This is a genomic window from Rhodococcus sp. Z13_19A, from assembly GCF_058133575.1.
This window is the reverse complement of the sequence record NZ_JBYUNN010000002.1, coordinates 595,588-621,576: the sequence shown is the minus strand read 5'-3', so window position 1 is coordinate 621,576 and position 25,989 is coordinate 595,588. Positions and strand designations below refer to the sequence as shown.

The following is a 25,989-nucleotide window of genomic DNA, read 5'->3' as shown; positions in this document are numbered from 1 at the left end:
GCAGACCTGGATCCGGATCAGTTGGTGCCAACCTGCTGCTGGGAGCGGTGCTGGGCGAGGTGCTCGGCGCGCAGCGTGGCCGGGCGCACCACCATCACCGTGCGGGCTCGGTTGCCCGTCTCCTCCAGCAGCGCCACCGCCAGCCCGTCCGGGCCGACCGCGGCGTGCACCCCCTCGATCCCCACCGGCTCCAGCCAGCGGCCCTGGCTGACCGACTCGGCCTGCTCGGCGGTGACCTCCCGCGACCCGAAGGCCGCCCGGATCGCCTCGTCCACGTCCAGGCTCACCCGGGGCGCCTCGGCCAGCTCCTCCAGGGTGCGGGCGTGCTCCAGGGTGAACGAGCCCACCCGGGTGCGCCGCAGCGCGGTGAGGTGGCCGCCCACCTCCAGGGTGGCGCCGAGGTCGCGGGCCAGCGCCCGCACGTAGGTGCCCGAGGAGCACTCCACGTCCACGTCCAGGTCGAGCACGGGGTCGCCGTCGGCGGTGGTGGTGCGGCGTCGGGCGTTGACGTGCAGCCGGGACACGACGACCGAGCGGGCGGCCAGGTCCACCTGCTCCCCCGCCCGCACCCGGGCGTGGGCGCGCTGGCCGTCGACCTTGATGGCGCTGACGGTGGCGGGCACCTGCTCGATGGCACCGGTGAGCCCGGCGATCACCTGGTCGACGACGTCGTCGCTGAGCCCGCTGGGGTCGCCGACCGTCTGCACCTCGCCCTCGGCGTCGTCGGTGCTGCTGGACTGCCCGAGCCGGATGGTGGCGGTGTAGGCCTTGGTGGTGAGGCTGAGCAGGCCGAGCATCTTGGTGGCGCGCTCCACCCCCAGCACCAGCACGCCGGTGGCCATCGGGTCGAGGGTGCCGGCGTGGCCGATCTTGCGGGTGTTGAGCAGCTTGCGGCAGCGGGCCACCACGTCGTGGCTGGTCAGGCCCGCGGGCTTGTCCACCACGAGCAGGCCGGCGCCGGTCAGGCCGTCGTTGTCAGGGAGCTGGGACACTGCACCGATCCTGCCAGAGCCGCCGGTGCGCCCGGACCACCCGTTGGGCGCCGGGTGGACCCCGTCACTTCCGGGTGCACCCCGTCACGACCGGGTGGCGCCGGCCACCGCCCAGCGCCCCGACCGGGTGCGCACCACCACGGCGGCCAGGCGCAGCAGCATGAAGACGCTGAGCCCGGTCCAGATGCCGACCAGGCCCCAGTCCAGGGCCAGGGAGAGCCAGATCAGCGGCAGGAAGCCCAGCACCGCCGAGCCCAGGGTGGCGGTGCGCAGGAACCGTGCGTCCCCGGCACCCAGCAGCACGCCGTCCAGGGCGAAGACCACCCCGGCCACCGGCATCATCGCCACCAGGAACCACCACGCCTTGGGGATCTCGGCGAGCACGGCGGCGTCGGCGGTGAACACCCGCGGCAACAGCCCGCTGGCGGCGGCGAAGGCCAGGGCCAGCCCGACGCCCAGCACCGCCGACCAGCGGGTGATCCGCCAGGCCAGCGCCCGCGCCGAGGCGGTGCGCGAGGCACCCAGCGCCGCGCCCACCAGCGCCTGGGCGGCGATGGCGAGGGAGTCCAGCACCAGCGCCACGAAGTTCCACAGCTGCAGCACCACCTGGTGCGCGGCCACGCTGGCCGCGCCGAAGCGGGCGGCCACCGCGGCGGCGGAGAGGAAGCAGAGCTGGAAGCCGAGGCTGCGCAGCAGCAGGTCGCGGCCCAGCACGAGCTGCGCCCACATCAGCGCCGGCTGGGGCCGCAGCCGCACCCCCGGCTGCACGTGCGCCTCCCGGCGCAGGGCCTGCAGGAACAGCGCAGCGGCCAGCACCTGCGCCACCACGTTGGCCACCGCGGAACCGGCCAGGCCCATCCCCACCGGGTGCACCAGCACCGGGCAGAGCACCGCCGAGACGGCGTTGCCCACCACCACGTAGCGCAGCGGGCGCACGGTGTCCTGAACGCCCCGCATCCAGCCGTTGCCCGCCAGCGTCACCAGGATGAGCGGGGCGCCGAGCACGGCGATGCGCAGCCACTGCTCGGCCTCGGCAGCCACCTCGCCGCCGCCGGCCAGCACCCGGGTGATCGGGCCGGCGAACAGCTGCACCCCGAGCACCACCAGCACCCCGATGGCCATGGCCAGCCAGGTGGCCTGCGCGCCCTCGGTGACGGCGTCCGCCCGGCGGTGCGCACCGTGCAGCCGGGCCGCCCGGGCGGTGGTGCCGTAGGAGAGGAACGTGAGCTGGGTGCTGACCTGGGCCAGCACCACCGCTCCCACGGCCAGCGCACCCAGCGGCACCGCACCGAGGTGGCCGACGACGGCGGTGTCCACCAGCAGGTAGACCGGCTCGGCGGCCAGCACGCCCAGCGCGGGCAGCGCCAGCCGCGCAACCTGCCCGGCGGATCCCTCCTCGCGCGGGAGGGTGTCGGCGGCCTGCGGGGTGGGGCGGTCGTCCCGGTCTGCTGCGCGGCTCATCCGAGCACGGCCAGCAGCGCGGCGACGACCTCCTCGGCCGTGCCGACCGCGGAGTACCCGGCGGCCAGCCGGTGCCCGCCGCCGCCCAGCGCGGTGGCCGCCGCAGCGACGTCCACCTCGCTCTTGGCGCGCAGGGACACCGTCCAGCCCAGCTCGCTGGTCTGCTTGAGCACCGCGGCCACCTCGGCCTCCGAGGCGGTGGCGACCAGGTCGATGATGCTCTCGGTCTCCTCCGACCGCAGTCCCCCGATGTCGGCAGCGGGGACCACCGCGTAGGCCAGGCCACGCCCACCCGCGGCGGAGCGCTCCAGCACCGCCGAGCCCAGCACGCGGGAGAGCAGCTGCAGCCAGGCGAAGGGGTGGGTGTCCATCAGCGGGCGCACCACCTCCACCGGGTTGAGCCCCGTGGCGATGAGCCGGGACGCCAGCTCGTGGGTCTGCGGCCGGGCGCGCCGGAACGACGAGGTGTCGGTGACCAGGCCGGCGTACAGGCAGTACGCCAGGTCCCGGTCGAGCTCCACGCCACACGCGGCGAGCACGTCGGCCACCAGCACCGTGGTGGACTCCGCGAAGGGGTCCACCAGGTTGGCGCTGCCGAAGTAGGTGTTGGACGCGTGGTGGTCGATCACCAGCGTCTGCTTGGCGGTGTCCACCCGGTCGCGCAGGTCGCCCAGGCGTCCGCTGCTGCCGCAGTCCACCACCACCAGCAGGCCGGGGGCGGGGTCCACCTCGGTGGGCGGCACCAGCAGGTCCTGGCCCGGCAGCGAGCGCAGCGACTCCGAGGGCACCGCCGGGTCGGCGAAGGACACCTGCACCCCGATGTCGGCGCGGCGCAGCGCGATGCCCAGGGCGAGCGCGCTGCCCAGCGCGTCGGCGTCCGGGTTCACGTGGCACAGCACGGTGACAGCCTCCGCCGTCCCCAGCAGGGTGGCGGCCTCGGACGCGCTGATCTCGGACGAGGCGGTCATCAGTCGGTGCCTGCACCACCGAGGCTGCTGCGGTCCACCACGTCCTCGTCGTCCTCGCGGACGCGCGGGACTCGGTAGGGATCGGGCTCGCCGGCCGGGACGGCCCGCGCTGCCGCGGCCGCCACCTCGGCGTCGCGGGCCCGGGTCTTGGCGAGCAGCTCCTCCATGTGGCGCGCGGTGTCGGGCACCGTGTCGGCCACGAAGGTCAGGGTCGGGGTGAACCGCACGCCGGTGCCGGCGCCCACCCGGGTGCGCAGCGCACCCTTGGCCTGCTCCAGCGCGATCGCGGCGCCCTGGTAGTCCGGCTCCTCGTCGACCTTGGCCCCCATCACCGTGTAGAAGATCGTCGCGTCGTGCAGGTCCGCGGTCACCTTGGTGTCGGTGATGGTCACCAGGTCGAGCCGGGGGTCCTTCACCTCGTGCTCGATCGCCGTGGCGACGATCTGGGAGATCCGCTTCGCAAGCTTGCGCGCCCGCGCGGGGTCGGCCATGACGGCCACCGTCCTCATCAGTGTCGTGGATGAATGTTGTTCAGTATGGGTTCGTGCGCCTGCGGGGCCGACGCCGGCCCGGCACGAGAAGCGTTGTCCGCCAGTGCCACTGAGACCAGCGGTGGCTAGTCGTGCGGGCCGAGGACCCGGCGGTGCGCCGAGAGCAGGTCAAGCTCCGGCCGCCCGGCCACCATACGCTCGCAGGAGTCCAGCACCTGGTGCATGTGAGCAGCATCCGACGAGACGACGGCAACACCTATCACGCTGCGCCGGTACCGGTCCTGCAGTCCAGCCTCGGCCACCGACACCTCGAAGCGGCGCCGCAGCTCGGCCACCACGGGCCGGACCACGGAGCGCTTCTGCTTGAGCGAGGCGACGTCACCGAGGAGCACGTCCAGCTCGAGGACACCCACGTACACGTCGGCACCTCCGGCTGGTCGAGCCACAACCGCGCGGGTTGGGTGTGCTCGTGGCACACCCAACCCGCGCGTTGCGGACTAGTCGCGCGGCTTCTCGCGCATCTCGTAGGTCTCGATGATGTCGTCGACCTTGATGTCGGAGTACGACAGGGTCAGACCACACTCGAAGCCCTCGCGAACCTCCGTGACGTCTTCCTTCTCCCGCCGCAGCGAGGTGACGTTGACGTTCTCGGCGATGACGCGACCGTCCCGGATGAGCCGGGCCTTGGCGTTGCGCTTGACCTGGCCGGACTTGACCATGCAACCGGCGATCGTGCCGACCTTGGAGGAGCGGAACAGTGCCCGGATCTCCGCGCGGCCCAGCTCGACCTCTTCGTAGATCGGCTTGAGCATGCCCTTGAGCGCGCTCTCGATCTCGTCGATGGCCTGGTAGATCACCGTGTAGTACCGGATGTCGACACCCTCGCGAGTGGCCAGCTCAGTGGCCTTGCCCTCCGCGCGGACGTTGAAGCCGATGATGATCGCGTTGGACGCGGCCGCCAGGTTGACGTTGGTCTCGGTGATGCCACCGACACCGCGGTCGATGACGCGCAGCTGCACCTCGTCGTCGATCTGGATGTTGTACAGCGCCTCCTCGAGGGCCTCCACCGTTCCGGAGTTGTCGCCCTTGAGGATGAGGTTGAGCTCGTTGGTCTCCTTGAGCGCCGCATCCAGGTCGTCCAGGCTGATCCGCTTGCGGGAGCGAGCCTGCAGCGCGTTGCGCTTGCGCGCGTTGCGACGGTCGGCGATCTGCCGCGCGATGCGGTCCTCGTCGACCTTCAGCAGGTTGTCGCCGGCACCGGGCACCGAGGTGAACCCGATGACCTGCACCGGGCGCGACGGGGTCGCCTCGAGGACGTCCTCGCCGTGCTCGTCGACCATCCGGCGCACCCGGCCGTAGGCGTCACCGGCGACGACGGAGTCACCGACGCGCAGCGTGCCTCGCTGGATGAGCACGGTGGCCACCGGGCCACGGCCGCGGTCGAGGTGGGCCTCGATGGCCACACCCTGGGCGTCCATGTCCGGGTTGGCCCGCAGGTCCAGCGCCGCGTCCGCGGTGAGCAGCACGGCCTCCAGCAGGGCGTCGATGTTCGTGCCCTGCTTGGCGGAGATGTCGACGAACATCGTGTCGCCGCCGTACTCCTCGGCCACCAGGTTGTACTCGGTGAGCTGCTGGCGGATCTTCTCGGGGTTGGCCCCCTCCTTGTCGATCTTGTTCACCGCCACCACGATCGGCACGTCCGCTGCCTGGGCGTGGTTGATGGCCTCCACCGTCTGCGGCATGACGCCGTCGTCGGCGGCAACCACCAGGATCGCCAGGTCGGTGGCCTTCGCACCACGGGCACGCATGGCGGTGAACGCCTCGTGACCGGGGGTGTCGATGAAGGTGACCAGTCGCTGGTTGCCCTCGAGCTCGGTGAGCACCTGGTAGGCACCGATGTGCTGGGTGATGCCACCGGCCTCGCCCTCGCGGACGTTCTCCTTGCGGATGGTGTCCAGCAGTCGGGTCTTTCCGTGGTCGACGTGACCCATGACGGTGACCACCGGCGGACGCACGACGAGGTCCTCCTCGCCGCCCTCGTCCTCGCCGTAGGTGAGGTCGAAGGCGTTGAGCAGCTCGCGGTCCTCGTCCTCCGGGCTGACCACCTGCACGACGTAGTTCATCTCGGAGCCGAGCAGCTCCAGGATCTCGTCGTTGACCGACTGGGTGGCCGTGACCATCTCACCGAGGTGGAACAGGGCCTGCACCAGCGCAGCGGGGTTCGCGTCGATCTTCTCGGCGAAGTCCGACAGCGAGGCACCGCGGGCGAGCCGGATGGTCTCGCCGTTGCCGTGCGGCAGCCGCACGCCGCCGACGGCGGGCGCCTGCATGCTCTCGTACTCGGCGCGCTTCGCCCGCTTCGACTTGCGACCGCGACGGACGGGACCGCCCGCGCGACCGAAGGCACCAGCCGCAGCACCGCGACCGCGGTTGCCGCCACCGGGACGACCCCGGAAGCCGGAGCCCGCGGGGGGACCTGCCGGCGCACCGGTGCCACCACCGCGGTAGTTGCCGCCGCCACCGGGACCGCCGGTGCGAGCACCGCCGGGAGCACCCGGACGACCGGGACGACCACCAGGACCGGCGGCCGGACGGGCCGCACGCTGGGGCATCGCACCCGGGCTGGGACGCGGCGGCATGTTGCCGGGGCTGGGCCGGGGACCACCGGCGCCAGGAGCCGGACGCGGTCCACCAGGACCGGCGGCCGGACGCGGTGCACCCGGGCGCGGAGCACCGGCACCGGGGGCAGGCGCTGCACCCGGACGCGGGGCAGCCGCAGGGCGCGGCGGCGTCGGGGCAGAGCTGAACGGGTTGTTGCCCACTCGCGGAGCCTTGGGCGCCGGAGCCTTGGGACCAGGCTTGGGTCCGGCCGGCGACGGGGCCGACGGAGCCTGGGCTGCGGGAGCCTGAGCCGCGGGGGCCTGGGGCTCCGGAGCTGCCGGTGCCTGCGGCGCGGGAGCCTGCGGCGCGGGAGCCGGAGCTGCCGCGGGGGCCTGCGGTGCGGGCGCACCGGGCTTGGCCGAGGTGGCCCGAGCCGCGGGTGCCTGCGGTGCCGGCGCCTGCGCGGCCGGGGCCTGCGGCTCCGGACGCTGGGCGGCGGGTGCCTGCGGGGCAGGAGCCTGCTGGGCCGGCGACGGCGCGGGAGCGCCCGGCCGGGGGCCGGACGGCTGCTGCGCTGCAGGCGCTTCGGGGGCGGACGGACGCGCGCCGGGACGGGGTCCCGGACGGGCTCCACCAGGCGTGGGCTGCGCGACGGGGGCCGCGCTGCTGCCGTTCGCTCCGGGGAATGCCTCCCGCAGTCGACGGGCGACGGGCGCCTCGACCGTGGAAGACGCTGACTTCACGAACTCGCCCTGCTCCTTGAGCTTGGCGAGAACATCCTTGCTGGTGACACCGAGCTCTTTCGCTAGCTCGTGCACGCGGGCCTTACCTGCCACTGCTCTCCTTACTGGGAGGCCGGCGGCAAGATCCGCACGACCTCGGTTACAACCGACGGACGTTCATCACTGAGACTTCACGGGGTGCTCATGAGTTCTTGGCCTGTCTTCCTTGGTGGGCATGCTCTGTGGTGCTCACCGAACTGTCCGCCACGAGGGCGGCTGCTGCACTGACGTCGAGCGGACCAGGAACACGCAGTGCCCTGGGAAGTGCTCGCCGCCGCTCCGCAGCGTCCAGACACCGGCTGGTGGGGTGCAACCACGCACCCCGTCCGGTCATCCTGTGCTGCGGATCAGGGATCACGCACGAGCCTCGCGCAACTACCCTGAGCAGTTCGGCGGTCGACGCCCGGACCCGGCACCCCACACAGGTCCGTTGCGGCTGGTGTGCCGCGGCGGACCGAGTGGAACACAGGGCGTCAAGCTCGACCACGGACAAGTCTAGCGCTCCTGCCGGCCTTGCGACGAACCGTCCCGTTCACCCGGTCCCGCGGCGGCCGTCTCGTCGGTCGGTGCCGCGTCGCTGCGGATGTCGATTCGCCACCCGGTGAGCCGCGCGGCGAGCCGTGCGTTCTGCCCTTCCTTGCCGATCGCCAGGGACAGCTGGAAGTCCGGGACCACCACGCGCGCAGCGCGAGCCGCCTCGTCCACCACGGTGACGCTGACGACCTTGGACGGCGACAGGGCGTTGCCGACGAAGCGGGCGGGGTCGTCGTCGTAGTCGATGATGTCGATCTTCTCCCCCGCCAGCTCGCTCATGACGTTGCGCACGCGCTGCCCCATCGGGCCGATGCACGCGCCCTTGGCGTTGAGCCCCGCCACCTTGGTGCGCACCGCGATCTTGGACCGGTGCCCGGCCTCGCGGGCGACGGCCATGATCTCCACGGAGCCGTCCGCGATCTCGGGCACCTCCAGGGCGAAGAGCTTGCGCACCAGGTTCGGGTGGGTGCGGGAGAGGCTGATGACCGGCCCTCGCTGGCCGCGGGTGACGCCCACGACGTAGCACTTGACCCGCTCGCCGTGCTCGTAGCTCTCCCCGGGCACCTGCTCGGCCGGTGGCATCACGCCCTCCACGCCGGTGGCCTCGCTGCCGATGCGCACCACCACCATTCCGCGGGCGTTGGCCCGGGAGTCGCGCTGCACCACGCCGCCGACGATCTCGCCCTCGTGCGTGGCGAACTCGCCGAAGGTGTGCTCGTGCTCGGCGTCGCGCAGCCGCTGCAGGATCACCTGTCGCGCCGTGGTGGCGGCGATGCGGCCGAAGCCCTCCGGGGTGTCGTCCCACTCGGAGACGAGGTTGCCCTCGGAGTCGACCTCGCGGGCCATCACCCGGACCAGGCCGGTTCGCCGGTCGACATCGATGCGGGCGTCCGGCTGGTGGCCTTCGACGTGCTTGTACGCGGTGAGCAGCGCGGACTGGATCGCCGAGATGACGGTCTCGATGGACACGCCCTTCTCCGACTCAATTGCGCGCAGGGCCGCGACGTCGATATTCACTTGTTCTCCTCGTTGTCCGCCACGGCGTTGTCCACCGTGCTCGATCCCCCCGCGTCACTGTCTTCGGTGTCTTCGGTGTCGTGGTCTTCGGTGTCGTGGTCTTCGGTGTCGTCGTCCTGGGTGCCGCCGGTCGCTTCCCCCAGCTCGACCGGCTCCCCGGGGACCGCACCGCGGGGCGCTCCGGTGATGGCCAGCTCGGCCGGGTCCGGCCGGGAGAACTCCACCTCGACCACGGCGGCGCGGACGTCCTCCAGTGCGACGGTGCGCACCTGTGGCTGCGGTCGAGCGGTCAGCACCAGCGTCACGGTGCCGTCGACGACCTCGCCCACCCGGCCGCTCACCTTCTCCTGCTCCAGGGTGACGGCGACCCGTCGGCCGCGGGCACGGCGCCAGTGCCGCTCCAGGGTGAGCGGGCGGTCCACGCCGGGCGTGGTGACCTCGAGGGTGTAGGAGGAGTCGGCCACGCCGGGCGTGGCGTCGAGCACCGCGGAGATGGCCCGGCTCAGCTCGGCGACCTCGTCGAGCTCCAGCCCGTCCTCGGAGTCCACGATGATGCGGACGACGCTGCGACGGCCCGCTGCGGAGACCGTGACACCTTCCAGGTCGCAGGCGAAGCCGGCGACGACGTCACCGATGAGCTCGGTGACCTTGTCTGGGGGCGGGACGGGCATGAGTGGGGCTCCCAGCTGGGTTGAGGCGTGCAGTTGTGGCAGGCGACTGGAGTGCGCCCGCGAATGCTCAGACTAGCGGCTCGCGGCTGGCAAGATGACCGTCGTGCCTCCCGTACCAAGCCCCGTCCTGCCGGTGCTCACCCGCCGCCGCTTCGCGCTCGGTGCCACTGCGGTGGCAATGACCCTGGCGGCCAGCGGGTGCGGGGTGCTGGGCGGTTCGGACAGCCCTGACCAGCAGGAACAGGACGTCGAGCCTCGGGTGGACCCGCTGATCGCCCTCGCCGCCGCAGCCCGTGCCGACGCCGCCGCAGCCACCCAGCTGGCCACCACCGCTCCCGAGCAGGCTGTGGTGCTCAGCACAGTGTCCGCCGACCGCACGGCGCACGCCGAGGCCATCGAGGCGGAGGTCACCCGCGCCGCGGGCCCCACCCCGGCCACCCCGCAGTCCGGGGCCACCACCACCACCCCGCCGGCCACCACGTCCGCGGCCGGGTCGACGGCCCCGGCCACCCCGGGCCCGGCCACCGTGGCCGAGCTCAAGACCGAGCTGCAGGCCCACGAGCGCGCCGCCGCCGAGCTGGCGCGGACCGAGCCGGCCTACCGCGCCGGGCTGCTGGGCTCCGTCGCCGCCGCCTGCGCCAGCCACCAGGCGGTGCTGGCATGAGCACCCCCCGCACCCCCGACGCCGCCGAGCAGCAGCAGGCCCTGGCCGACGCCGTGGCTGCCGAGCACGCTGCCGTGTTCGCCTACGGCGTGGTGGACGCCCACGCGTCGCCGCAGCGCCAGGCCTGGGTCACCGCCGTCTCCGCTGCACACCGCGCCCGCCGCGACGCCACCAGCGAGGCGCTGCGGGCCACCGGCGCCACCCCGCCGCACGCCGCGGCCGGCTACACGCTGCCCGTCGCGGTCAACGACCCGATCACGGCCGCCGAGCTGGGCGTGCGGGTGGAGACCGAGACCGCGGTGGCCTGGCGGGCCGTGCTGGAGCGCTCCGCGCCCGACGCCAGCGCCACCGGCCTGCGGGCCACCGCCGCCGCGGCGCTCACCGACTGCGCGGTGCGCGCCGCCTACTGGCGTGCCGCGCTGACCACCAACCCCGTCACCACTGCCTTCCCGGGACAGCCATGAAGACCACCGTGCTCGAGGTGCGCACCGGCTCCGCCGAGACCGTCGCCGACCTGACCGCCGACTGCGCCCGCTTCCTCGCCGACTGCGACGCTGACGAGGGCCTGCTCAACGTGTGGGTGCCGCACGCCACCGCCGGGGTGGCGGTGCTGGAGACCGGCGCGGGCAGCGACACCGACCTGCTGGCGATCCTGCGCGAGCTGCTGCCCGCCGACGACCGCTGGCGCCACCGGCACGGCTCCCCCGGCCACGGCCGCGACCACGTGCTGCCCGCGCTCGTCGCCCCGCACGCCACCATCCCGGTGCTCGGCGGCGAGCTGGCGCTGGGCACCTGGCAGTCGGTGTGCCTGGTGGACACCAACGGCGACAACACCACCAGGCAGGTCCGGCTCAGCTACCTGCGCGGCTGAGCCGGACCTCCGGGGAGCTACCGCCCGCTGAGCAGCTCCAGTGCCTCGGCGGCGGGGACCTCGCGGCTGGTGCCGGCGAAGCGGTCGCGCAGCTCCACCATCCCGTCCTTCCAGCCGCGGCCCACCACGCAGATCACCGGCACGCCCAGCAGCTCGGCGTCGGCGAACTTGACGCCGGGAGACGCCTTGCGGTCGTCCAGGAACACCCGCACCCCGCGGGCGTCGAGGTCAGCGGCCAGCTGCTCCGCCCCCGCCGTGGCGTCGGCGTCCTTGCCGGCGATCACCAGGTGCACGTCGGCCGGGGCCACCTCGGCGGGCCAGCGCAGGCCGCGCTCGTCGTGGCACTGCTCGGCGATGACGGCGACCAGGCGAGACACGCCCACGCCGTAGGAACCCATGGTGGGCCGGACCTTCTTGCCGTCCTGGCCGAGCACGTCCACGGTGAACGCGTCGGTGTACTTGCGGCCGAGCTGGAAGATGTGGCCGATCTCGATGCCCCGGGCGGCCACCAGCGGCCCGCCGCCGTCGGGCGAGGGGTCGCCGTCGCGGACCTCGGCGGCCTCGATGGTGCCGTCGGGGGTGAAGTCGCGCCCGCAGACCAGGTCCACCACGTGCTTGCCCGCCTCGTCGGCGCCGGTGATCCAGGCGGTGCCCGTGACCACGCGGGCGTCCACCAGGTAGCGCACGCCGTTCGCGGCCAGCGCGCGCGGGCCGATGTAGCCCCGGACCAGGAACGGGTTCTTGGCGAAGTCGGACTCGGTGAGCAGCACCACCTCGGCCGGCTCCAGCGCCGCCTCCAGCCGCTTGGTGTCCACCTCGCGGTCGCCGGGGATGCCGACGCCCACCAGCTCCCACTCACCGCCCGGGAGCTTGGTCTTGACCAGGATGTTCTTCAGCGTGTCGGCCGCGGTGACGGTGCGGCCCAGGTCAGCACCGTTGGCCCACGTCACCAGGGCGTCGATGGTGGCGGTGTCCGGGGTGTCCAGCACCCGGGCCTCGGGCAGGCCCTCCAGCGACCGGGCGGGCGGGGCCACCGTGGTGACGGCCTCCACGTTGGCCGCGTAGCCGGACTCCAGGCAGCGGACGAAGGTGTCCTCACCGTTCGCGCTCTCGGCCAGGAACTCCTCCGACGCCGAGCCACCCATGGCTCCGGACATGGCCGAGACGATGACGTACTTGAGGCCGAGGCGCTCGAACATCCGTTGGTAGGCGCCGCGGTGGGCCGCGTAGGACTTGGCCAGGCCCTCGTCGTCGAGGTCGAAGGAGTAGGAGTCCTTCATGATGAACTCGCGGCCGCGCAGGATGCCCGCGCGCGGGCGCTCCTCGTCGCGGTACTTGGTCTGCACCTGGTAGAGGGTGACCGGGAAGTCCTTGTAGGAGTTCAGCTCACCCTTCACGGTGAGCGCGAACATCTCCTCGTGGGTGGGGCCCAGCAGGTAGTCGTTGTTCTTGCGGTCCTTGAGCCGGAACAGCGCCGGGCCGTACTCGGTCCACCGGTTGGTGGTCTCGTAGGGCTGGCGGGGCAGCAGCGCCGGCAGGCTGATCTCCTGCGCGCCGATGGCGTCCATCTCCTCGCGCACCACCCGCTCCACCTCGCGGAGCACCCGCAGGCCCAGCGGCAGCCAGGAGTAGACGCCGGGAGCGATGCGGCGCACGTAGCCGGCGCGCACCAGCAGCTTGTGGCTGGGCACCTCGGCATCAGCGGGGTCGTCGCGCAGGGTGCGCAGGAACAGGGAGGACAGGCGGGTGATCACGGGTGGTCAGCGTAGTCGCCGACGCGCGGGCCTCCCGCCGTCCTGCGGAGTGGCGTTCCCCTTCGTAGAGTTGGCGAATAGGGTCCTACAGGTCCATCACCGTCACCACAGGAGGATTCAGTGCTGATCCGTCGTCTTGCTCGACCCATGCTCGCCGCCTCGTTCATCTCGGGGGGCATCAACACGCTGCGCAACCCGAGCGCGCGGGTCGAGCAGGCCACCCCCCTCATCACCAAGGCTGAGGAGGCCCTGCCCGACGACGTCACCGCCAACGTGCCGACCGACCCCGACACCCTGGTGAAGATCAACGCCGGCGTGCACGTGCTGGGCGGGCTGCTGCTCGCCACCGGCAAGGCGCCCCGCCTCGCCTCCACCGTGCTCGCGGCCTCGCTCATCCCCACCACGGTCGCCGGCCACCCCTTCTGGGAGGCCACCGACCCGAAGAAGAAGGCTGCTGACCAGCAGCAGTTCATCAAGAACGTGGGCCTGCTGGGCGGGCTGATGCTCGCCGCCGTGGACACCGAGGGCAAGCCTTCGCTGGGCTGGCGCGGACGCAAGGCCGCCAAGGCTGCCAGCGCCGCCGTCTCCACCGCGGTTCCCTTCGCCGCCGCCGGCGCCTCCGGCAAGGGCGAGTCCCTGGCCGGGGCCGCCAGCAAGGCCGCCGAGCGTGGCCAGGAGCTGGCCCACCGCGTCGCCGAGAGCGACACCACCAAGCGCCTCTCGGCCTCCAGCGAGCAGCTGGCCCAGGCTGCCCGGGTGCGTGCCGCCGAGCTGGCCCGCCTGGCCGCCGAGCGCGGCGGTGAGCTGGCCCAGGTCGCCAGCGACCGCGGACCGGTGCTGGCCGAGCAGGCCAAGGCCCGCAGCGCGGTCCTCGCCGCCGTGGCCGGCGAGCGTGGCTCCGAGTGGGCCGACCTGGCCCGGGCCCGTGGCGCCGAGCTCGCCACCGTCGCCAGCCTGCGTGGTGCCGAGCTGGCCGAGCAGGCCCGCGAGCGCGGCGCCGAGCTGGCCAAGGAGAGCGCGAAGCAGCGTCGCAAGGCGGAGCGTCGCTGGCTCTGACCTGACGATCACCGACGGCCCGGCAGGTTCCTGCCGGGCCGTCGGCGTCTGTCCGGGGTCGGTCGGGGCGCCCGGTCCCGCCGTGACCGGCGGCGATACGGTAGGTCAGTGCTCGTGCTGCTTCCGCCGTCGGAGACCAAGGCTCACGGCGGCGACGGACCCCCGCTGGACCTCGCCACCCTCGGCTTCGCCGAGCTGACCGAGCTGCGCCGCACCTTGCTGGACGCGCTCACCAAGCTGGCCACCGACCCCCCGGTGATGATGGCCGCGCTCGGCCTGGGCCCCAAGCAGGCCGACGAGGCCGAGCACAACGCCCGCCTGTGGGAGGCGCCCACCACCGCGGCGCTGGACCGCTACACCGGTGTCCTCTACGACGCCCTCGACGCCGGCTCGTTCACCGCCGCCCAGCGCGACCGGGCGCTGTCCCGCCTGGCCGTCGGCTCCGCCCTCTTCGGCCTGCTCCGCGCCGGTGACCGCATCCCCCGCTACCGACTCTCCGCCGGCTCCACGCTGCCCGAGGTGGGCACCCTGCGCGCCCGGTGGCGCCCGGTGCTGGTGCCCGCGCTGGAGGCGGTGGACGGGCTGGTGGTGGACCTGCGCTCCGGCGCCTACGCCGCGCTCGGTCCGGCACCGGGTGCGGTCACCGCCACGGTGCTCACCGAGCAGCCCGACGGCAGCCGCAAGGTGGTCAGCCACTTCAACAAGTCGCACAAGGGCCTGCTGGCTCGCGCGCTCGCGCTGACCCGTGCCGAGCCGGCCGACGTGCGCGGCGTGGCCGCCGTCGCGCGCCGCGCCGGGCTGCGGGTGGAGGTCAGCGGCCCCACCGAGCTCGTCCTGCTCACCTGACGCTTCCTCGCCTTCCGGGCACGCCCACCGGCGCCCCCGGCTCCACCCCCCCCAGACAGGAGACCCCTGCTGTGCCTGCCCGCCCGTCCCGGCCCTGGACCCGCTACGTCGCCATCGGTGACTCCTTCACCGAGGGCATGAGCGACGCCCACCCCGACCAGCCCGACTACTACGTGGGCTGGGCCGACCGTCTGGCCGGGCACCTGGCCGCCATCGCCGAGAACGGCAGCGCCAGCTCCGGCGGCCCCGCGCACGCGAACACCCCGGCCGCAGGGCTGTCCTACGCCAACCTGGCCATCCGCGGCCGGCTGCTGGCGGACATCGCCGGCCGCCAGACCGACGAGGCGATCGCGCTGGCCCCGGACCTGGTGAGCATCAGCGGGGGCGGCAACGACATCATGCGTCCGCGTGCCGACGTCGAGGCGCTGGCCGCCGAGCTCGACGACGCCGTGGGCCGGCTGCGCGCCGCGGGGGCAGACGTGCTGATCGCCACGCCCGCCGACCCCAGGGGCGCGCCCGTGGTGCGTCACACCCGCGGCCGGGTGGCCACCTACACCGCGCACATCTGGACCATCGCCCGCAAGCACGACGCCTACGTGCTCAACCAGTGGGGGCTCGCCCCGCTGCAGGACTGGCGGATGTGGGCCGACGACCGCATCCACATGACCAGCGAAGGTCACCGGCGCGTGGCGCTCGAGGCGCTCAGCACGCTCGGCTGCTCCCCCACCGAGACCGGGTGGGCCGACCCGCTGCCGGTGCAGCCGACGCCCAGCCGCCGCGAGAACGCCAGGGAGACGGCGCGATGGGCCCGCGAGCACCTCGCACCCTGGGTGCAGCGGCGCATGCGGGGGGAGTCCTCCGGCGACCTGCTCGGTGCCAAGCGCCCAGAACTGCGGCCGATCGGCCCTCTCACCTGCGGCTAGTATCACCGCGTCACAACGGCGTGACCACCACGCCAGCAGCGATCGCAGCGGCGGCCACTTCCCATCTCCCTGGAGACACCTTTGACCACGGCGCAGACCTCGCCACGTCCGGCGCAGACGAGCTTCATGGACCGCTACTTCAAGATCACCGAACGAGGGTCCACGGTCGGCCGTGAGGTGCGGGGCGGCATCGTCACCTTCGTGACCATGGCCTACATCGTGGTGCTCAACCCGCTGATCCTCGGCAGCTTCTCCGCCGACTCCCCCAGCGCGCACCGCGACGTGGTGGGCAACATCCTCCCGGTCGCCCAGGTCGCCGCCGTCACCGCGCTGGTGGCGGGCGTGATGACGATCTTGTTCGGCGTCATCGCCAACTACCCGTTCGCCATCGCCACCGGCCTCGGCATCAACACCCTGCTGGCGGTCACCATCGCCCCGCAGGTGACCTGGCCCGAGGCCATGGGCCTGGTGGTCATCGACGGCATCATCATCCTGGTGCTCGCGCTCACCGGCTTGCGCACCCGGGTGTTCAACGCGGTGCCCAGCGCGCTCAAGGCGTCCATCGCCGTCGGGATCGGCCTGTTCATCGCCTTCATCGGCCTGGTCGACGCCGGCTTCGTCCGCCGGCTGCCCGACGCCGCCAACACCACGGTGCCGGTCGGGCTGGGCATCGAGGGTTCCATCGGGTCCTGGCCCACGTTCGTGTTCGTCTTCGGCGTGCTGCTCATGGGCGTGCTGGTGGTGCGCAAGGTCCGCGCGGGCCTGCTCATCGGCATCGTCGTCACCACCGTGCTCGCCGCCATCCTGCAGGCGATCTTCGACGTGGGCCCGTCCAACGGCGTGGACCCCAAGGGCTGGAACCTCAGCGTCCCGATCCTGCCGGACGTCTTCGCCAGCCTGCCCGACCTCAGCCTGGTCGGTGAGGTCAGCTTCGGCGCCTTCGCCCGCATCGGTGCGCTCTCGGCCAGCCTGCTCGTGTTCACCCTGGTGCTCGCTAACTTCTTCGACGCCATGGGCACCATGACCGGTCTGGCCAAGGAGGCCGACCTGGCCGACAAGGACGGCAACCTCCCCGGCGTCGGCAAGGCACTGGTGGTCGAGGGCGTGGGTGCCATCGCCGGCGGTGTCGGCTCGGCCTCGTCCAACACCGTCTTCGTCGAGTCGGCCTCCGGCATCGCCGAGGGCGCCCGCACCGGCCTGGCCAACGTGGTCACCGGCGTGCTCTTCCTGGCGGCCATGTTCCTCACGCCGCTGTACTCGGTGATCCCCATCGAGGCCGCCGCTCCCGCGCTGGTGGTGGTGGGCGCGCTGATGATCGCCCAGATCAAGGAGATCGACTTCAGCGACCTCTCCATCGCGCTGCCGGCCTTCCTCACCATCGTGGTCATGCCGTTCACCTACTCCATCGCCAACGGCATCGGCGTCGGCTTCATCACCTGGGTGGTGCTGCGGGTCGCCCGCGGCCGCCGCAAGGAGATCAACCCCCTGCTGTGGGTGGTGGCGCTGCTGTTCGTCGCCTACTTCGCCGTCGGGCCGATCGAGGACCTCATCGGCTGACACCCCTCGGACGCACAGACGCCCTGTCGCCCATCCTCACGGATGGCGGCAGGGCGTCTGGCGTTGCTGGTGTCCGGACGGCTCAGCGGCGGGCGGCTGCCCCGCGGGGAACCACCGTGGGGGCCTGCACGGAGCGGGAGGCGCTGGCCGGTGCGGGGTCGGGCAGCAGCGCCTGGGAGACCCGGCGGGCGGCGTCGGCCAGCAGCGGGACCACGCGGTCGAGCTGGGCGCTGCCCGACTCGGCGCACAGGCTGATGGCGGCAACCGGTCCCTCGTGCGTGCGCACGGCGGCGGCCACGCTCGGGCACTCCGCGGTGAACTCCCCGCGGTCCAGGGAGATGCCGCCACGGGCCCGGATCCGGTTGAGCTCGCGGTGCAGGCTCATCAGGTCCCACTTGCCCGGCTGTGGTGGACGGGTGATGCGCTCACCGACGAGGTCGTCGACGCGCTCGGGCTCCAGCCAGGCCAGCATGGCGCGACCGCCGGTGGTCTTGTAGATCGCCGAGCGCTGGCCGACCTTGGAGGGCAGCACGCTGGCGTAGCGGCCGCCCACCTTGTCCAGGTACATCTCCATGGAGCCGTCCAGCACCGCCAGGTGCACCACCATGCCGGTGCGCAGGTGCAGGCTGTGCAGCACGTCCGCCGCTGCCTTGCGGATCTCGCCGTGCGCGCCGTCCTGGCCGCCCAGGCCCAGTGCCCGCCGGCCCAGGCTGTAGCCCATGGACGTGTGCTCCAGCCAGCTCAGCTGGACGAGCTGGTCGAGGATCCGGTGCGCGGTGGAGCGCGGCAGATGGGTGCGACACGCGATCTGCTCGAGGTTCAGCCGGGTGAAGCGGCTGTCGAACGCATCGACGATGAGCGTCATCCGCTCCACCATCGAGGGCGGGAGCGCTGGGCGGGCCGCTGCCTGAACCTGTGGGTTCGTGACCGCTGTCATCGTGCCTCCGTCTGACTCATTACGGCCCCCACCTGCAGGAACGCCGAAGAACTGAACTCAATTATGAAAACTGTAGCAGTGGGGCGCATCACAACCAAGCGAGTGCTTGTTAGTCCGTGTCGCGACGAGGCTCCCAGACAGCGGGACACCGGCGAGTCGCGGGTCGCAGTCTGGTCTAGAACCGCGCGCGCACGGGTCCGCGCAGAGCCGTCCGAACGGTCGCCAAGGGGCTCTCAGCAGGCCCTTAGGGACGCACCAGCCCGACCGCGCGAGGGCGGCACCCGGAGCACGTTCGGTGACACCGACGATCTCGACCATCGAGACGGCACCCTGTGTGATGTGCGTCGCACTCATCGCCCGCCGCGGGCGAGCTCGCGGCCCCCTGGCGGCCTCAAGCGGGAACCCGGGACCGCCTCCGACACCACCCCCGGCCGGGCGATGGTCACCGCGTTGCCGCACGTCGGAGCGCTCGATCCGGGTCCCGCTGACGGTGAGTTCGAGTGATCTCACTCACTGAGACGCCCCGCGGTATGACCTGGGTCTCGTCCTAGGTTCCTCAGGACCCGGGCCCCTGTCTGGGCAGATCCTGCAAGTAGGCGCACCAGATCCTGCCGCGAGCGCGGACAGGGTGAAGGAGAAACAGTGAGATACAAGAGAGCTGCGCAGACGGCGGCAGCGCTGGTCGCGATCGCGTTGGTGGTCCCGGCCTGTTCGTCCGACCGGACCGAGACTGCGGTGGGCGCCGACAGCGGTTCCAGCACCTCCTCGTCCAGCGAGAGCGCCAGCACCGCGTCGTCGCAGAAGTTCGGCACGCTGGACTCCCCCTGCGGCAAGGGCGACGCCAAGGGCGCCACCGACCAGGGCGTCACCGACAAGTCGATCACCATCGGCTACGGCGACGACCGCGGCGCCACCGCGAGCCCCGGCCTGTCCAAGGAGATGGGCGACGCCGTCAAGGCGATGATCGCGTGGTGCAACGAGCAGGGCGGGATCAACGGCCGCGAGATCAAGGGCAACCAGTACGACGCCGCGATCACCAAGGTGAACTCGGTGATGCAGGACTCGTGCAAGAGCGACTTCATGCTGGTCGGCCAGGGCTTCGCCGGCGACGCCGGTGGCGAGGCCACCCGCGTCGCTTGCAACCTCGTCACCGTGCCCGGGTACGTGACCAGCGCGGACGCCCTCAACGCCCCGATGATGTACGAGGCGTTCCCGACGCCGGCGGACTACTTCAACAACTCCCAGTTCCACCACCTCGCCACCCTGAGTCCCGACGCCAAGACGGGCACCGAGGTCATCTCCACCACGCTGCCCGCGGTCACCTCGACCAACCTCAAGGCCGTCGAGGGCGCCAAGGAGGCGGGCTTCACGCTGAAGAACTGCGGCATCACCACCAACTTCTCCGGTGAGCCCAACTTCGTGCCCTTCGCCGAGAAGTACAAGTCCTGCGGCATGACCTCGGCCTTCTACACCGGCTCGGGCACCCCGGCCATCTTCAACCTGCTGCAGGCCATCAACCAGGTGGGCACCCAGCCCACCTACGTGCTGGGCACGCCGTTCTACGCCGACTCCGTTGCTCAGTGGAACGCCGCCACCAAGATTCCGAACATGCACGTGGACATCGCCTTCCAGCCCTTCGAGAACGCGTCGAAGGTGCCCGCGGTGCAGAAGTACCTGGACATCGTGACCCCGACCGGTGGCAAGACCGCCCTGCTGGGCATGCAGGCCACCTCGTCGTTCCTGCTCTGGGCCACCGCGGCCAAGGAGTGCGGCAGCGACCTCACCCGCCAGTGCATGGTGAACGAGCTGTCCAAGGTGCACCAGTGGACCGGTGGCGGCCTGCACGCCACCACCGACCCGGGCGCCAACAAGCCGGCGAACTGCTCCATGACCCTCAAGCTCGAGGACGGCAAGTTCAACCAGGTCCTGCCCAAGACGCAGGGCGAGTTCGACTGCGACGGCAAGTACCTGGTCAAGGTCTCCGAGTCGGCCTGGGGCACCCAGCTGAACGAGGACCGGATCGTCACCAAGTACCTGACACCGAACACCATCAAGCCGCAGAGCTGATCACAACAGAGCTGATCACGACAGCGCTGATCTGAGGCGAGCTGGCCGGACCCCCAGGTCCGGCGGAGGGGCGGTACCGCGCGAGCGGTGCCGCCCCTCTGCGTTGCCAGAAGCAGTGACCCTGCGCGCCACCACGTCACTGTCTGTCATGTCGTTCGCTTGCCACACCTTCCTCCCGACGGCGACGTCCATCCCACTCAACGGGAAGGCTTCCGGCGTGATGTTCGTCGCACCCTAGGTTCCGTTCAACGCCTGGGGCACCTCGGGCACAGGGTGAGGAGAGAGCTTGTGAGACTGAGGAAAGTCGTCCAGACGGCAGCGGCGCTGACCGCGATTGCCCTGGTGGTCCCGGCCTGTTCGTCCAGCCGGTCGGACACTGGCAGCGACCCCGGCGCCGGCGCCCCCACCACCGCGGTCACCGCGGCCTCCGAGAAGTTCGGCACGCTGGAATCCCCCTGCGGCCAGGGCGACGCCAAGGGCTCCACCGACCAGGGCGTCACCGACCAGTCGATCACGATCGGCTACGGCGACGACCGTGGCTACGCGATCAACCCCGGCCTCAACGCCGAGATGGGCGACGCGGTCAAGGCCATGATCGCCTGGTGCAACAAGCAGGGCGGGATCAACGGCCGCGAGATCAAGGGCAACCAGTACGACGCCTCCATCACCAAGGTCAACTCGGTGATGCAACAAGCCTGCAAGAGCGACTTCATGCTGGTCGGCCAGGGCTTCGCCGGTGACGCCGGCGGGGAGGCCACCCGGGTGGGCTGCAACCTCGCGACCGTCCCCGGGTTCGTGGTCAGCCCGGACGCCCTCAACGGCCCGATGATGTACGAGGCGTTCCCGACGCCGGTGGACTACTTCAGCAACTCCCAGTTCCAGCACCTGATCGAGCTGGACCCGGAGGCCAAGGCCGGCACCGAGATCATGGCGACCACGCTGCCCGCGGTCATCTCCACCAACGTCAAGGCCACCGAGGGCGCCAAGGCCGCCGGCATCGTCCCCAAGAACTGCGGCGTGACCACCAACTACGCCGGCGAGCCCAACTTCGTGCCGTTCGCCGAGAAGTACAAGTCCTGCGGGATGAAGACGGTGTTCTACACCGGCGCCGGCACCCCGGCCATCTACAACCTGCTGCAGGCCATCGACCAGGTCGGCGTCCAGCCCAACTACATGCTGGGCACCACCTTCTACACCGACGCCGTCGCCAAGTGGAACGCCACCACCAAGATCCCCAAGCTGAACATCGACATGGCCTTCCAGCCCTTCGAGAACGCCGACAAGGTGCCGGCGGTGCAGAAGTACCTCGACGTGGTCAACGGCGCGGGCGCCAAGCCGGCCCTGCTGGGCATGCAGGCCACCTCCTCGTTCCTGCTGTGGGCCACCGCGGCCAAGGAGTGCGGCAGCGACCTCACCCGCCAGTGCATGGTGAACAAGCTGTCCACGGTGAACGAGTGGACCGGTGGCGGGCTGCACGCCAAGACCGACCCCGGCAAGAACATGCCGACCGACTGCTCGCTCACGGTCAAGCTCGAGGACGGCAAGTTCAGCCAGATCCTGCCCAAGGAGCGCGCCGAGTTCGACTGCGACAGCAAGTACCTGGTCAAGATCTCGGAGTCCGCCTGGGGCACCCAGCTGAACGCGGACCGGATCAGCACCAAGTACCTGACGCCGAACGTGATCATGCCGCAGAGCTGACTCAGGCCCGAGCGGCGGCAGGACCAGCCCACGAGGGGTGGCACTCGACTCGACGAGTGCCACCCCTCGTGGCCGATCAGGACGTGACCACGGTGCTCCCACTCACTGAGACTGGGCGCAGGAGTGACCTAGGTCGCACCATAGCGTTCTGCCCGTCCAGCGCTCAGCAGGCCGCGCGAACGGCCCAGCGCTGCCCCGAGCAGGTCTTTCGGAGCTCTCTCCCCACGATCCAGTGCCGACCGCCGGTGCTCACAACTTGAACACCAGTGGCACCGCAGTCCGCGCCACTCCAGCCAGCCCACTTGCCGAAGGTGTGTAGATGAACGCTTTTGTGACCTTCACGATCCTGGGACTCGTGCTCGGTGCCGTGTACGCGATCGCCGCGTCCGGCCTCGTGCTCACCTACAACACCTCGGGCATCTTCAACTTCGCCCACGGTGCCCAGGCCATGCTCGGTGCGTTCTGCTACTGGCAGCTGCGCTCCGGCTGGGGGCTGCCCACCCCGGTGGCTCTGCTCATCACCCTCGGCGTCATCGGCCCGCTGATGGGCTGGGGCCTCTACCTCTTCATCATGAAGGGCCTGCGCAACACCGCCGAGGTCACCAAGATCGTGGTGACGGTGTCCATCCTGCTGGGTGCGATCTACCTCTCCCACTGGTTCTGGGACCCCAAGGACTCCCGCAGCTCGGAGAAGTTCTTCGGCAACAGCAGCCAGATCGACGTCTTCGGCTCGGTCGTCAGCACCCACGACCTGATCGCCCTCGTGGTCGCGGTGCTCATCGCGATCGGCCTGCGCATCATGTTCACCCGCACCCGCATGGGCGTGTCCATGCGCGGCGCGGTGGACGACCCGGACCTGCTGCGCCTCAACGGCCACAACCCCGAGCGCATCGCCGCCACCTCCTGGGCCATGGGCTCGGTGCTCGCCGTGCTCGCCGGCATCCTCATCACCCCGATCAGCGGCGGCTCGCTGGAGGCCAACGCGCTGACGCTGCTGGTGATCGACGCCTTCGCCGCCGCGATGTTCGGCAAGCTGCGCAGCATCCCCCGCACCTTCGTCGGCGCTATCGTGCTGGGCCTGGCGAGCACCTACGTGCTGGCCTACTTCCCCTCCACCTGGACGTGGACCAGCAACTTCCGCATCTCGCTGCCGATGATCGTGCTGTTCATGGTCCTCATCGTGCTGCCGCACGACCGGCTCTCCGGAGCCGCGGTGCGCACCCGGGAGCGGGCCAACGTCCCCTCCGTCCGCTCGGCCATCTGCTGGGGCGCCGTGCTCATCGCCGCGGTGTTCCTGATCAAGCTGCTCATGGTCGACTCCGCGATCACCCTGCTCACCACCGGCATGACGTTCGCGATCATCGCCCTCTCGCTCACCGTGCTCACCGGCTACGCCGGACAGATGAACCTCGCGGCGATCTCCTTCGGCGCGGTGGCCACCGTGGTGGTCTTCCACTTCGGCACCACCACGTTCGGCTACGAGAGCCGCACCACCCTGGTGGGCGTGCTGCTCGGCATGGCCGCCGCGGCGGTGGTCGGCGGCATCGTCGCCCTGCCCGCACTGCGACTGCGGGGGCTCTACCTGGCGCTGGCCACGCTGGCCTTCGGTGTCTTCCTGTCCAACATGGTCCTCAACGACATCTCCCAGCACGAGCTCTTCGGCAAGAAGTTCTCGCTGTTCACCGACGGCAACCTGCTGATCCCGCCGGTCAAGGTCGGCCCGCTGGACCTCAAGGACGGTGACACCTTCCTGATGACGACCACGGCGCTGTTCGCGCTGATCGGCATCGGCCTGGTGGCGCTGCGCAACAGCGGCTACGGACGACGGCTCGCCGCCATGAAGGACAGCGAGGCGGCCTCGGCCACCCTGGGCCAGAGCCTGGTCCGGCTGAAGCTGAGCGTCTTCGTCATCTCCGCCGCCATCGCCGGCCTGGGCGGCATCCTGATGTCCAGCGCCATCGGCTCGGTCCAGTCGGACAGCTTCTCGGTGCTGGTCAGCCTCTCCCTGCTGATGCTCACCGTGGCGGCAGGCATCGGCTACGTCACCGGCGCCCTGTTCGGCGGCATCATGTCCGGCGTCGGCTTCACGATGGTCATCTCCACGTTCAACGACCTGGCGATGGACCACGAGAACCTGTCCTCGGTGTACACCACGCTCGGCTACATCGCCGCCGTCAGCCCGGCCCTCATCGGTCTCGGTGTCGGCGCCAACCCCAGCGGCACGGTGCACCAGGTGACCGAGGGCTACCGCGCCCTGCGCAACGCCAAGCCGGTGCTCATCGGTGGCGCGGTCATCGAGGTCATCCTCTACCTGCTGGCCTACACCGACACCATCGACAAGTGGTGGTTCGGCATCCTGACCATCACCCTGGTCTTCCTGCTGCCGGTGTTCGGCCAGATGCTGATGCCCGAGGCGGTGCTCGGCAAGGAGGAGATCGCCCGCCGGAAGGTCACGCCGCCCGAGCTCATCGGGGTGGACGTGCCGTTCTCCGAGCGCGACCGCCACGCGCTGGACCAGAAGCTCGGCCTGCCCGCGTTCGTCGGCGCGGTCCCCACCGGCCTCGCCACCTCCCCCGCCGCCGGCTCGCACGGCGCCGACCAGAACAAGGAGCTGAGCACCAATGCCTCTGCTTGAGAGCCGCGACATCACGGTCCGCTTCGGCGGCCTGGTCGCCGTCAACAACGTGAGCATCAGCATCGAGCCCGCCACCATCACCGGGCTGATCGGCCCCAACGGTGCTGGCAAGACGACGCTGTTCAACACCATCACCGGGCTGCAGCGCCCGTCCGCCGGCAAGATCCTGCTCGACGGCGAGGACATCACCAAGATGCGTCCGCCCAAGCGCGCGCACCGTGGCCTGGCCCGCACCTTCCAGCGGCTGGAGCTGTTCATGTCGCTGTCGGTGCGGGACAACATCCGCGTCGCCGGGGACATCCACAACGCCAACGGCCGCAGCAAGCGGATCGACGTCAACGCCGAGACCGACCGGGTGCTCGAGCTGTGCGGGCTGGGCGACATCGCCACCCAGGACGTCTCCGACATCCCCACCGGCCGTGCTCGCGTGGTCGAGCTGGCCCGGGCGCTGATGACCGAGCCCCGCGTGCTGCTGCTGGACGAGCCGGCATCGGGCCAGACCGAGCACGAGACCGACCAGTTCGCCGACCTGCTGGTCCAGCTGGCCGCCGGCGGCCTGGCCATCTGCCTGGTGGAGCACGACCTGCCACTGGTGATGCGGGTGTGCTCGATGATCCACGTCCTGGACTTCGGCTCGCTGCTCGCCTCGGGCACGCCCGAGCAGGTGCGCCAGGACCCCGCAGTGATCGCCGCCTACATCGGCACGGAGGACGTCGCATGACCGACACGCTCACCGCTCCCGGCAGCGGGCCGGCCCACCCCGCCGTCGAGCCGATCCTGGAGCTCGCCGACGTTCGCGCCGGCTACGGCGCCATCGAGGTGCTGCACGGCGTGAACCTGCAGGTGCTGCCCGGGCAGGTGGTGGCCCTGCTGGGTCCCAACGGTGCCGGCAAGACCACCTCGCTGAAGATCTGCTCCGGCCTGGTGCCGGTCAGCTCGGGCGAGCTGCGGCTGTCCGGCCGGGCCGTCAACGGCGCAGGTGCCTCGGACCTCGCCCGGCTCGGGGTGTGCTCCATCCCCGAGGGCCGTGGGGTGTTCGCCAACCTCAGCGTCCGCGAGAACCTCTGGATCGGCACCGGCACCGGCACCAGCCTGGAGCACATGGAGGAGGTGGCGTACGCCCGCTTCCCCATCCTGGGCAAGCGCCGCAACCAGCTGGCGGGATCCATGTCCGGTGGTGAGCAGCAGATGCTGGCGCTGTCCCGGGCACTGGGCACCGACCCCACGATCCTGTTGCTCGACGAGCTGTCCATGGGGCTCGCGCCCCTGATCGTGTCGCAGATGTACGACACGGTGGGCCAGCTGGCGGCAGAGGGGCTGACCATCCTGGTCGCCGAGCAGTTCGCCCGGGCAGTCCTGCCCATCGCGGACTCGGCGGCGCTGATGCTGCAGGGCCGGCTGGTGCGAGTGGGCGCACCGGACGAGATCGAGAACGAGCTTTCAACCAGCTACCTAGGAGGATGA

The 25,989-nt window shown here is 71.4% G+C and carries 23 protein-coding genes; 12 read left to right on the top strand and 11 right to left on the bottom strand.

The annotated features are described in order from the left end of the window. Nucleotides 1–17: 17 nt before the first annotated feature. The 9 genes from truB to rimP all read right to left on the bottom strand — a co-directional run bounded on the left by truB (nt 18) and on the right by rimP (nt 9,517). Nucleotides 18–992: a tRNA pseudouridine(55) synthase TruB gene (gene truB, locus AC3YNX_RS09630; protein ID WP_489995322.1), complete on the bottom strand. Its 975-nt coding sequence runs from the start codon at nt 990–992 to the stop codon at nt 18–20. Between the two features lie 84 nt (nt 993–1,076). Beyond that, complete coding sequence (locus tag AC3YNX_RS09625; RefSeq protein ID WP_489995321.1) at nt 1,077–2,453, bottom strand: MATE family efflux transporter; 1,377 nt, start codon at nt 2,451–2,453, stop codon at nt 1,077–1,079. Further along, nucleotides 2,450–3,421 (bottom strand): DHH family phosphoesterase, encoded by a 972-nt coding sequence (locus tag AC3YNX_RS09620; RefSeq protein ID WP_489995320.1) that lies wholly within the window; start codon nt 3,419–3,421, stop codon nt 2,450–2,452. The genes AC3YNX_RS09625 and AC3YNX_RS09620 overlap by 4 nt, the downstream gene beginning before the upstream one ends. Beyond that, nucleotides 3,421–3,912, bottom strand: coding sequence for a 30S ribosome-binding factor RbfA (rbfA, locus tag AC3YNX_RS09615; RefSeq protein ID WP_127782380.1), 492 nt, complete (start codon nt 3,910–3,912; stop codon nt 3,421–3,423). Before rbfA ends, AC3YNX_RS09620 begins: the two co-directional genes overlap by 1 nt. Nucleotides 3,913–4,037: 125 nt before the next feature. Then, nucleotides 4,038–4,331 (bottom strand): DUF503 domain-containing protein, encoded by a 294-nt coding sequence (locus AC3YNX_RS09610; RefSeq protein ID WP_127782379.1) that lies wholly within the window; start codon nt 4,329–4,331, stop codon nt 4,038–4,040. 78 nt (nt 4,332–4,409) lie between these two features. Continuing rightward, nucleotides 4,410–7,349, bottom strand: a complete 2,940-nt coding sequence (gene infB, locus AC3YNX_RS09605) for a translation initiation factor IF-2 (RefSeq protein ID WP_489995319.1) — start codon at nt 7,347–7,349, stop codon at nt 4,410–4,412. Between the two features lie 88 nt (nt 7,350–7,437). After that, a complete protein-coding gene (locus tag AC3YNX_RS09600; protein ID WP_346773869.1) occupies nt 7,438–7,716 on the bottom strand; it encodes a YlxR family protein in 279 nt (92 codons plus the stop codon). 74 nt (nt 7,717–7,790) lie between these two features. Next, entirely contained in the window at nt 7,791–8,846 is a 1,056-nt protein-coding gene (nusA, locus tag AC3YNX_RS09595; RefSeq protein WP_489995318.1) for a transcription termination factor NusA, read from the bottom strand. After that, on the bottom strand, nt 8,843–9,517 hold the full coding sequence (rimP, locus tag AC3YNX_RS09590) for a ribosome maturation factor RimP (RefSeq protein WP_489995317.1): 675 nt from the start codon (nt 9,515–9,517) through the stop codon (nt 8,843–8,845). The genes nusA and rimP overlap by 4 nt, the downstream gene beginning before the upstream one ends. A gap of 103 nt (nt 9,518–9,620) precedes the next feature. On the opposite strand from rimP, the gene AC3YNX_RS09585 reads away from it, so the two are divergent. Genes AC3YNX_RS09585 through AC3YNX_RS09575 form a run of 3 tightly spaced genes read left to right on the top strand, consistent with a single transcriptional unit; the run spans nt 9,621 to nt 11,052 of the window. Further along, nucleotides 9,621–10,181 carry a hypothetical protein gene (locus AC3YNX_RS09585; RefSeq protein ID WP_489995316.1) on the top strand — a complete coding sequence of 187 codons (561 nt, stop codon included), beginning with the start codon at nt 9,621–9,623 and terminating at the stop codon, nt 10,179–10,181. Further along, the gene (locus AC3YNX_RS09580) at nt 10,178–10,645 is read left to right on the top strand and encodes a DUF4439 domain-containing protein (RefSeq protein WP_127782375.1); all 468 of its coding nucleotides are present in this window, start codon (nt 10,178–10,180) and stop codon (nt 10,643–10,645) included. Before AC3YNX_RS09585 ends, AC3YNX_RS09580 begins: the two co-directional genes overlap by 4 nt. Further along, entirely contained in the window at nt 10,642–11,052 is a 411-nt protein-coding gene (locus tag AC3YNX_RS09575) for a YjbQ family protein (RefSeq protein ID WP_489983871.1), read from the top strand. Before AC3YNX_RS09580 ends, AC3YNX_RS09575 begins: the two co-directional genes overlap by 4 nt. 17 nt (nt 11,053–11,069) lie before the next feature. Here the strand turns inward: AC3YNX_RS09575 and AC3YNX_RS09570 are convergent, their stop codons facing one another. Then, nucleotides 11,070–12,806 carry a proline--tRNA ligase gene (locus tag AC3YNX_RS09570; protein ID WP_489995315.1) on the bottom strand — a complete coding sequence of 579 codons (1,737 nt, stop codon included), beginning with the start codon at nt 12,804–12,806 and terminating at the stop codon, nt 11,070–11,072. A gap of 120 nt (nt 12,807–12,926) precedes the next feature. On the opposite strand from AC3YNX_RS09570, the gene AC3YNX_RS09565 reads away from it, so the two are divergent. From AC3YNX_RS09565 to AC3YNX_RS09550, 4 genes are all read left to right on the top strand, one after another. Next, nucleotides 12,927–13,862, top strand: coding sequence for a DoxX family protein (locus tag AC3YNX_RS09565; RefSeq protein ID WP_127782372.1), 936 nt, complete (start codon nt 12,927–12,929; stop codon nt 13,860–13,862). Between the two features lie 108 nt (nt 13,863–13,970). Continuing rightward, complete coding sequence (gene yaaA / locus AC3YNX_RS09560; RefSeq protein ID WP_489995314.1) at nt 13,971–14,708, top strand: peroxide stress protein YaaA; 738 nt, start codon at nt 13,971–13,973, stop codon at nt 14,706–14,708. 71 nt (nt 14,709–14,779) lie between these two features. Next, nucleotides 14,780–15,631, top strand: a complete 852-nt coding sequence (locus AC3YNX_RS09555) for an SGNH/GDSL hydrolase family protein (protein ID WP_127782370.1) — start codon at nt 14,780–14,782, stop codon at nt 15,629–15,631. Between the two features lie 126 nt (nt 15,632–15,757). After that, nucleotides 15,758–17,188, top strand: coding sequence for an NCS2 family permease (locus AC3YNX_RS09550; RefSeq protein WP_127782369.1), 1,431 nt, complete (start codon nt 15,758–15,760; stop codon nt 17,186–17,188). A gap of 82 nt (nt 17,189–17,270) precedes the next feature. On the opposite strand, the gene AC3YNX_RS09545 is transcribed toward AC3YNX_RS09550, so the two are convergent. Then, nucleotides 17,271–18,125, bottom strand: coding sequence for an IclR family transcriptional regulator (locus AC3YNX_RS09545; RefSeq protein WP_489995313.1), 855 nt, complete (start codon nt 18,123–18,125; stop codon nt 17,271–17,273). A 642-nt stretch (nt 18,126–18,767) separates the two neighbouring features. On the opposite strand from AC3YNX_RS09545, the gene AC3YNX_RS09540 reads away from it, so the two are divergent. From AC3YNX_RS09540 to AC3YNX_RS09520, 5 genes are all read left to right on the top strand, one after another. Continuing rightward, the gene (locus AC3YNX_RS09540) at nt 18,768–20,192 is read left to right on the top strand and encodes an ABC transporter substrate-binding protein (protein WP_489983867.1); all 1,425 of its coding nucleotides are present in this window, start codon (nt 18,768–18,770) and stop codon (nt 20,190–20,192) included. 288 nt (nt 20,193–20,480) lie between these two features. Beyond that, nucleotides 20,481–21,890 (top strand): ABC transporter substrate-binding protein, encoded by a 1,410-nt coding sequence (locus AC3YNX_RS09535; RefSeq protein WP_489995312.1) that lies wholly within the window; start codon nt 20,481–20,483, stop codon nt 21,888–21,890. Between the two features lie 319 nt (nt 21,891–22,209). Continuing rightward, entirely contained in the window at nt 22,210–24,525 is a 2,316-nt protein-coding gene (locus AC3YNX_RS09530) for an ABC transporter permease (RefSeq protein ID WP_489995311.1), read from the top strand. Further along, entirely contained in the window at nt 24,512–25,246 is a 735-nt protein-coding gene (locus AC3YNX_RS09525; RefSeq protein ID WP_127782365.1) for an ABC transporter ATP-binding protein, read from the top strand. Before AC3YNX_RS09530 ends, AC3YNX_RS09525 begins: the two co-directional genes overlap by 14 nt. Next, nucleotides 25,243–25,989, top strand: a complete 747-nt coding sequence (locus tag AC3YNX_RS09520) for an ABC transporter ATP-binding protein (RefSeq protein ID WP_127782364.1) — start codon at nt 25,243–25,245, stop codon at nt 25,987–25,989. The genes AC3YNX_RS09525 and AC3YNX_RS09520 overlap by 4 nt, the downstream gene beginning before the upstream one ends.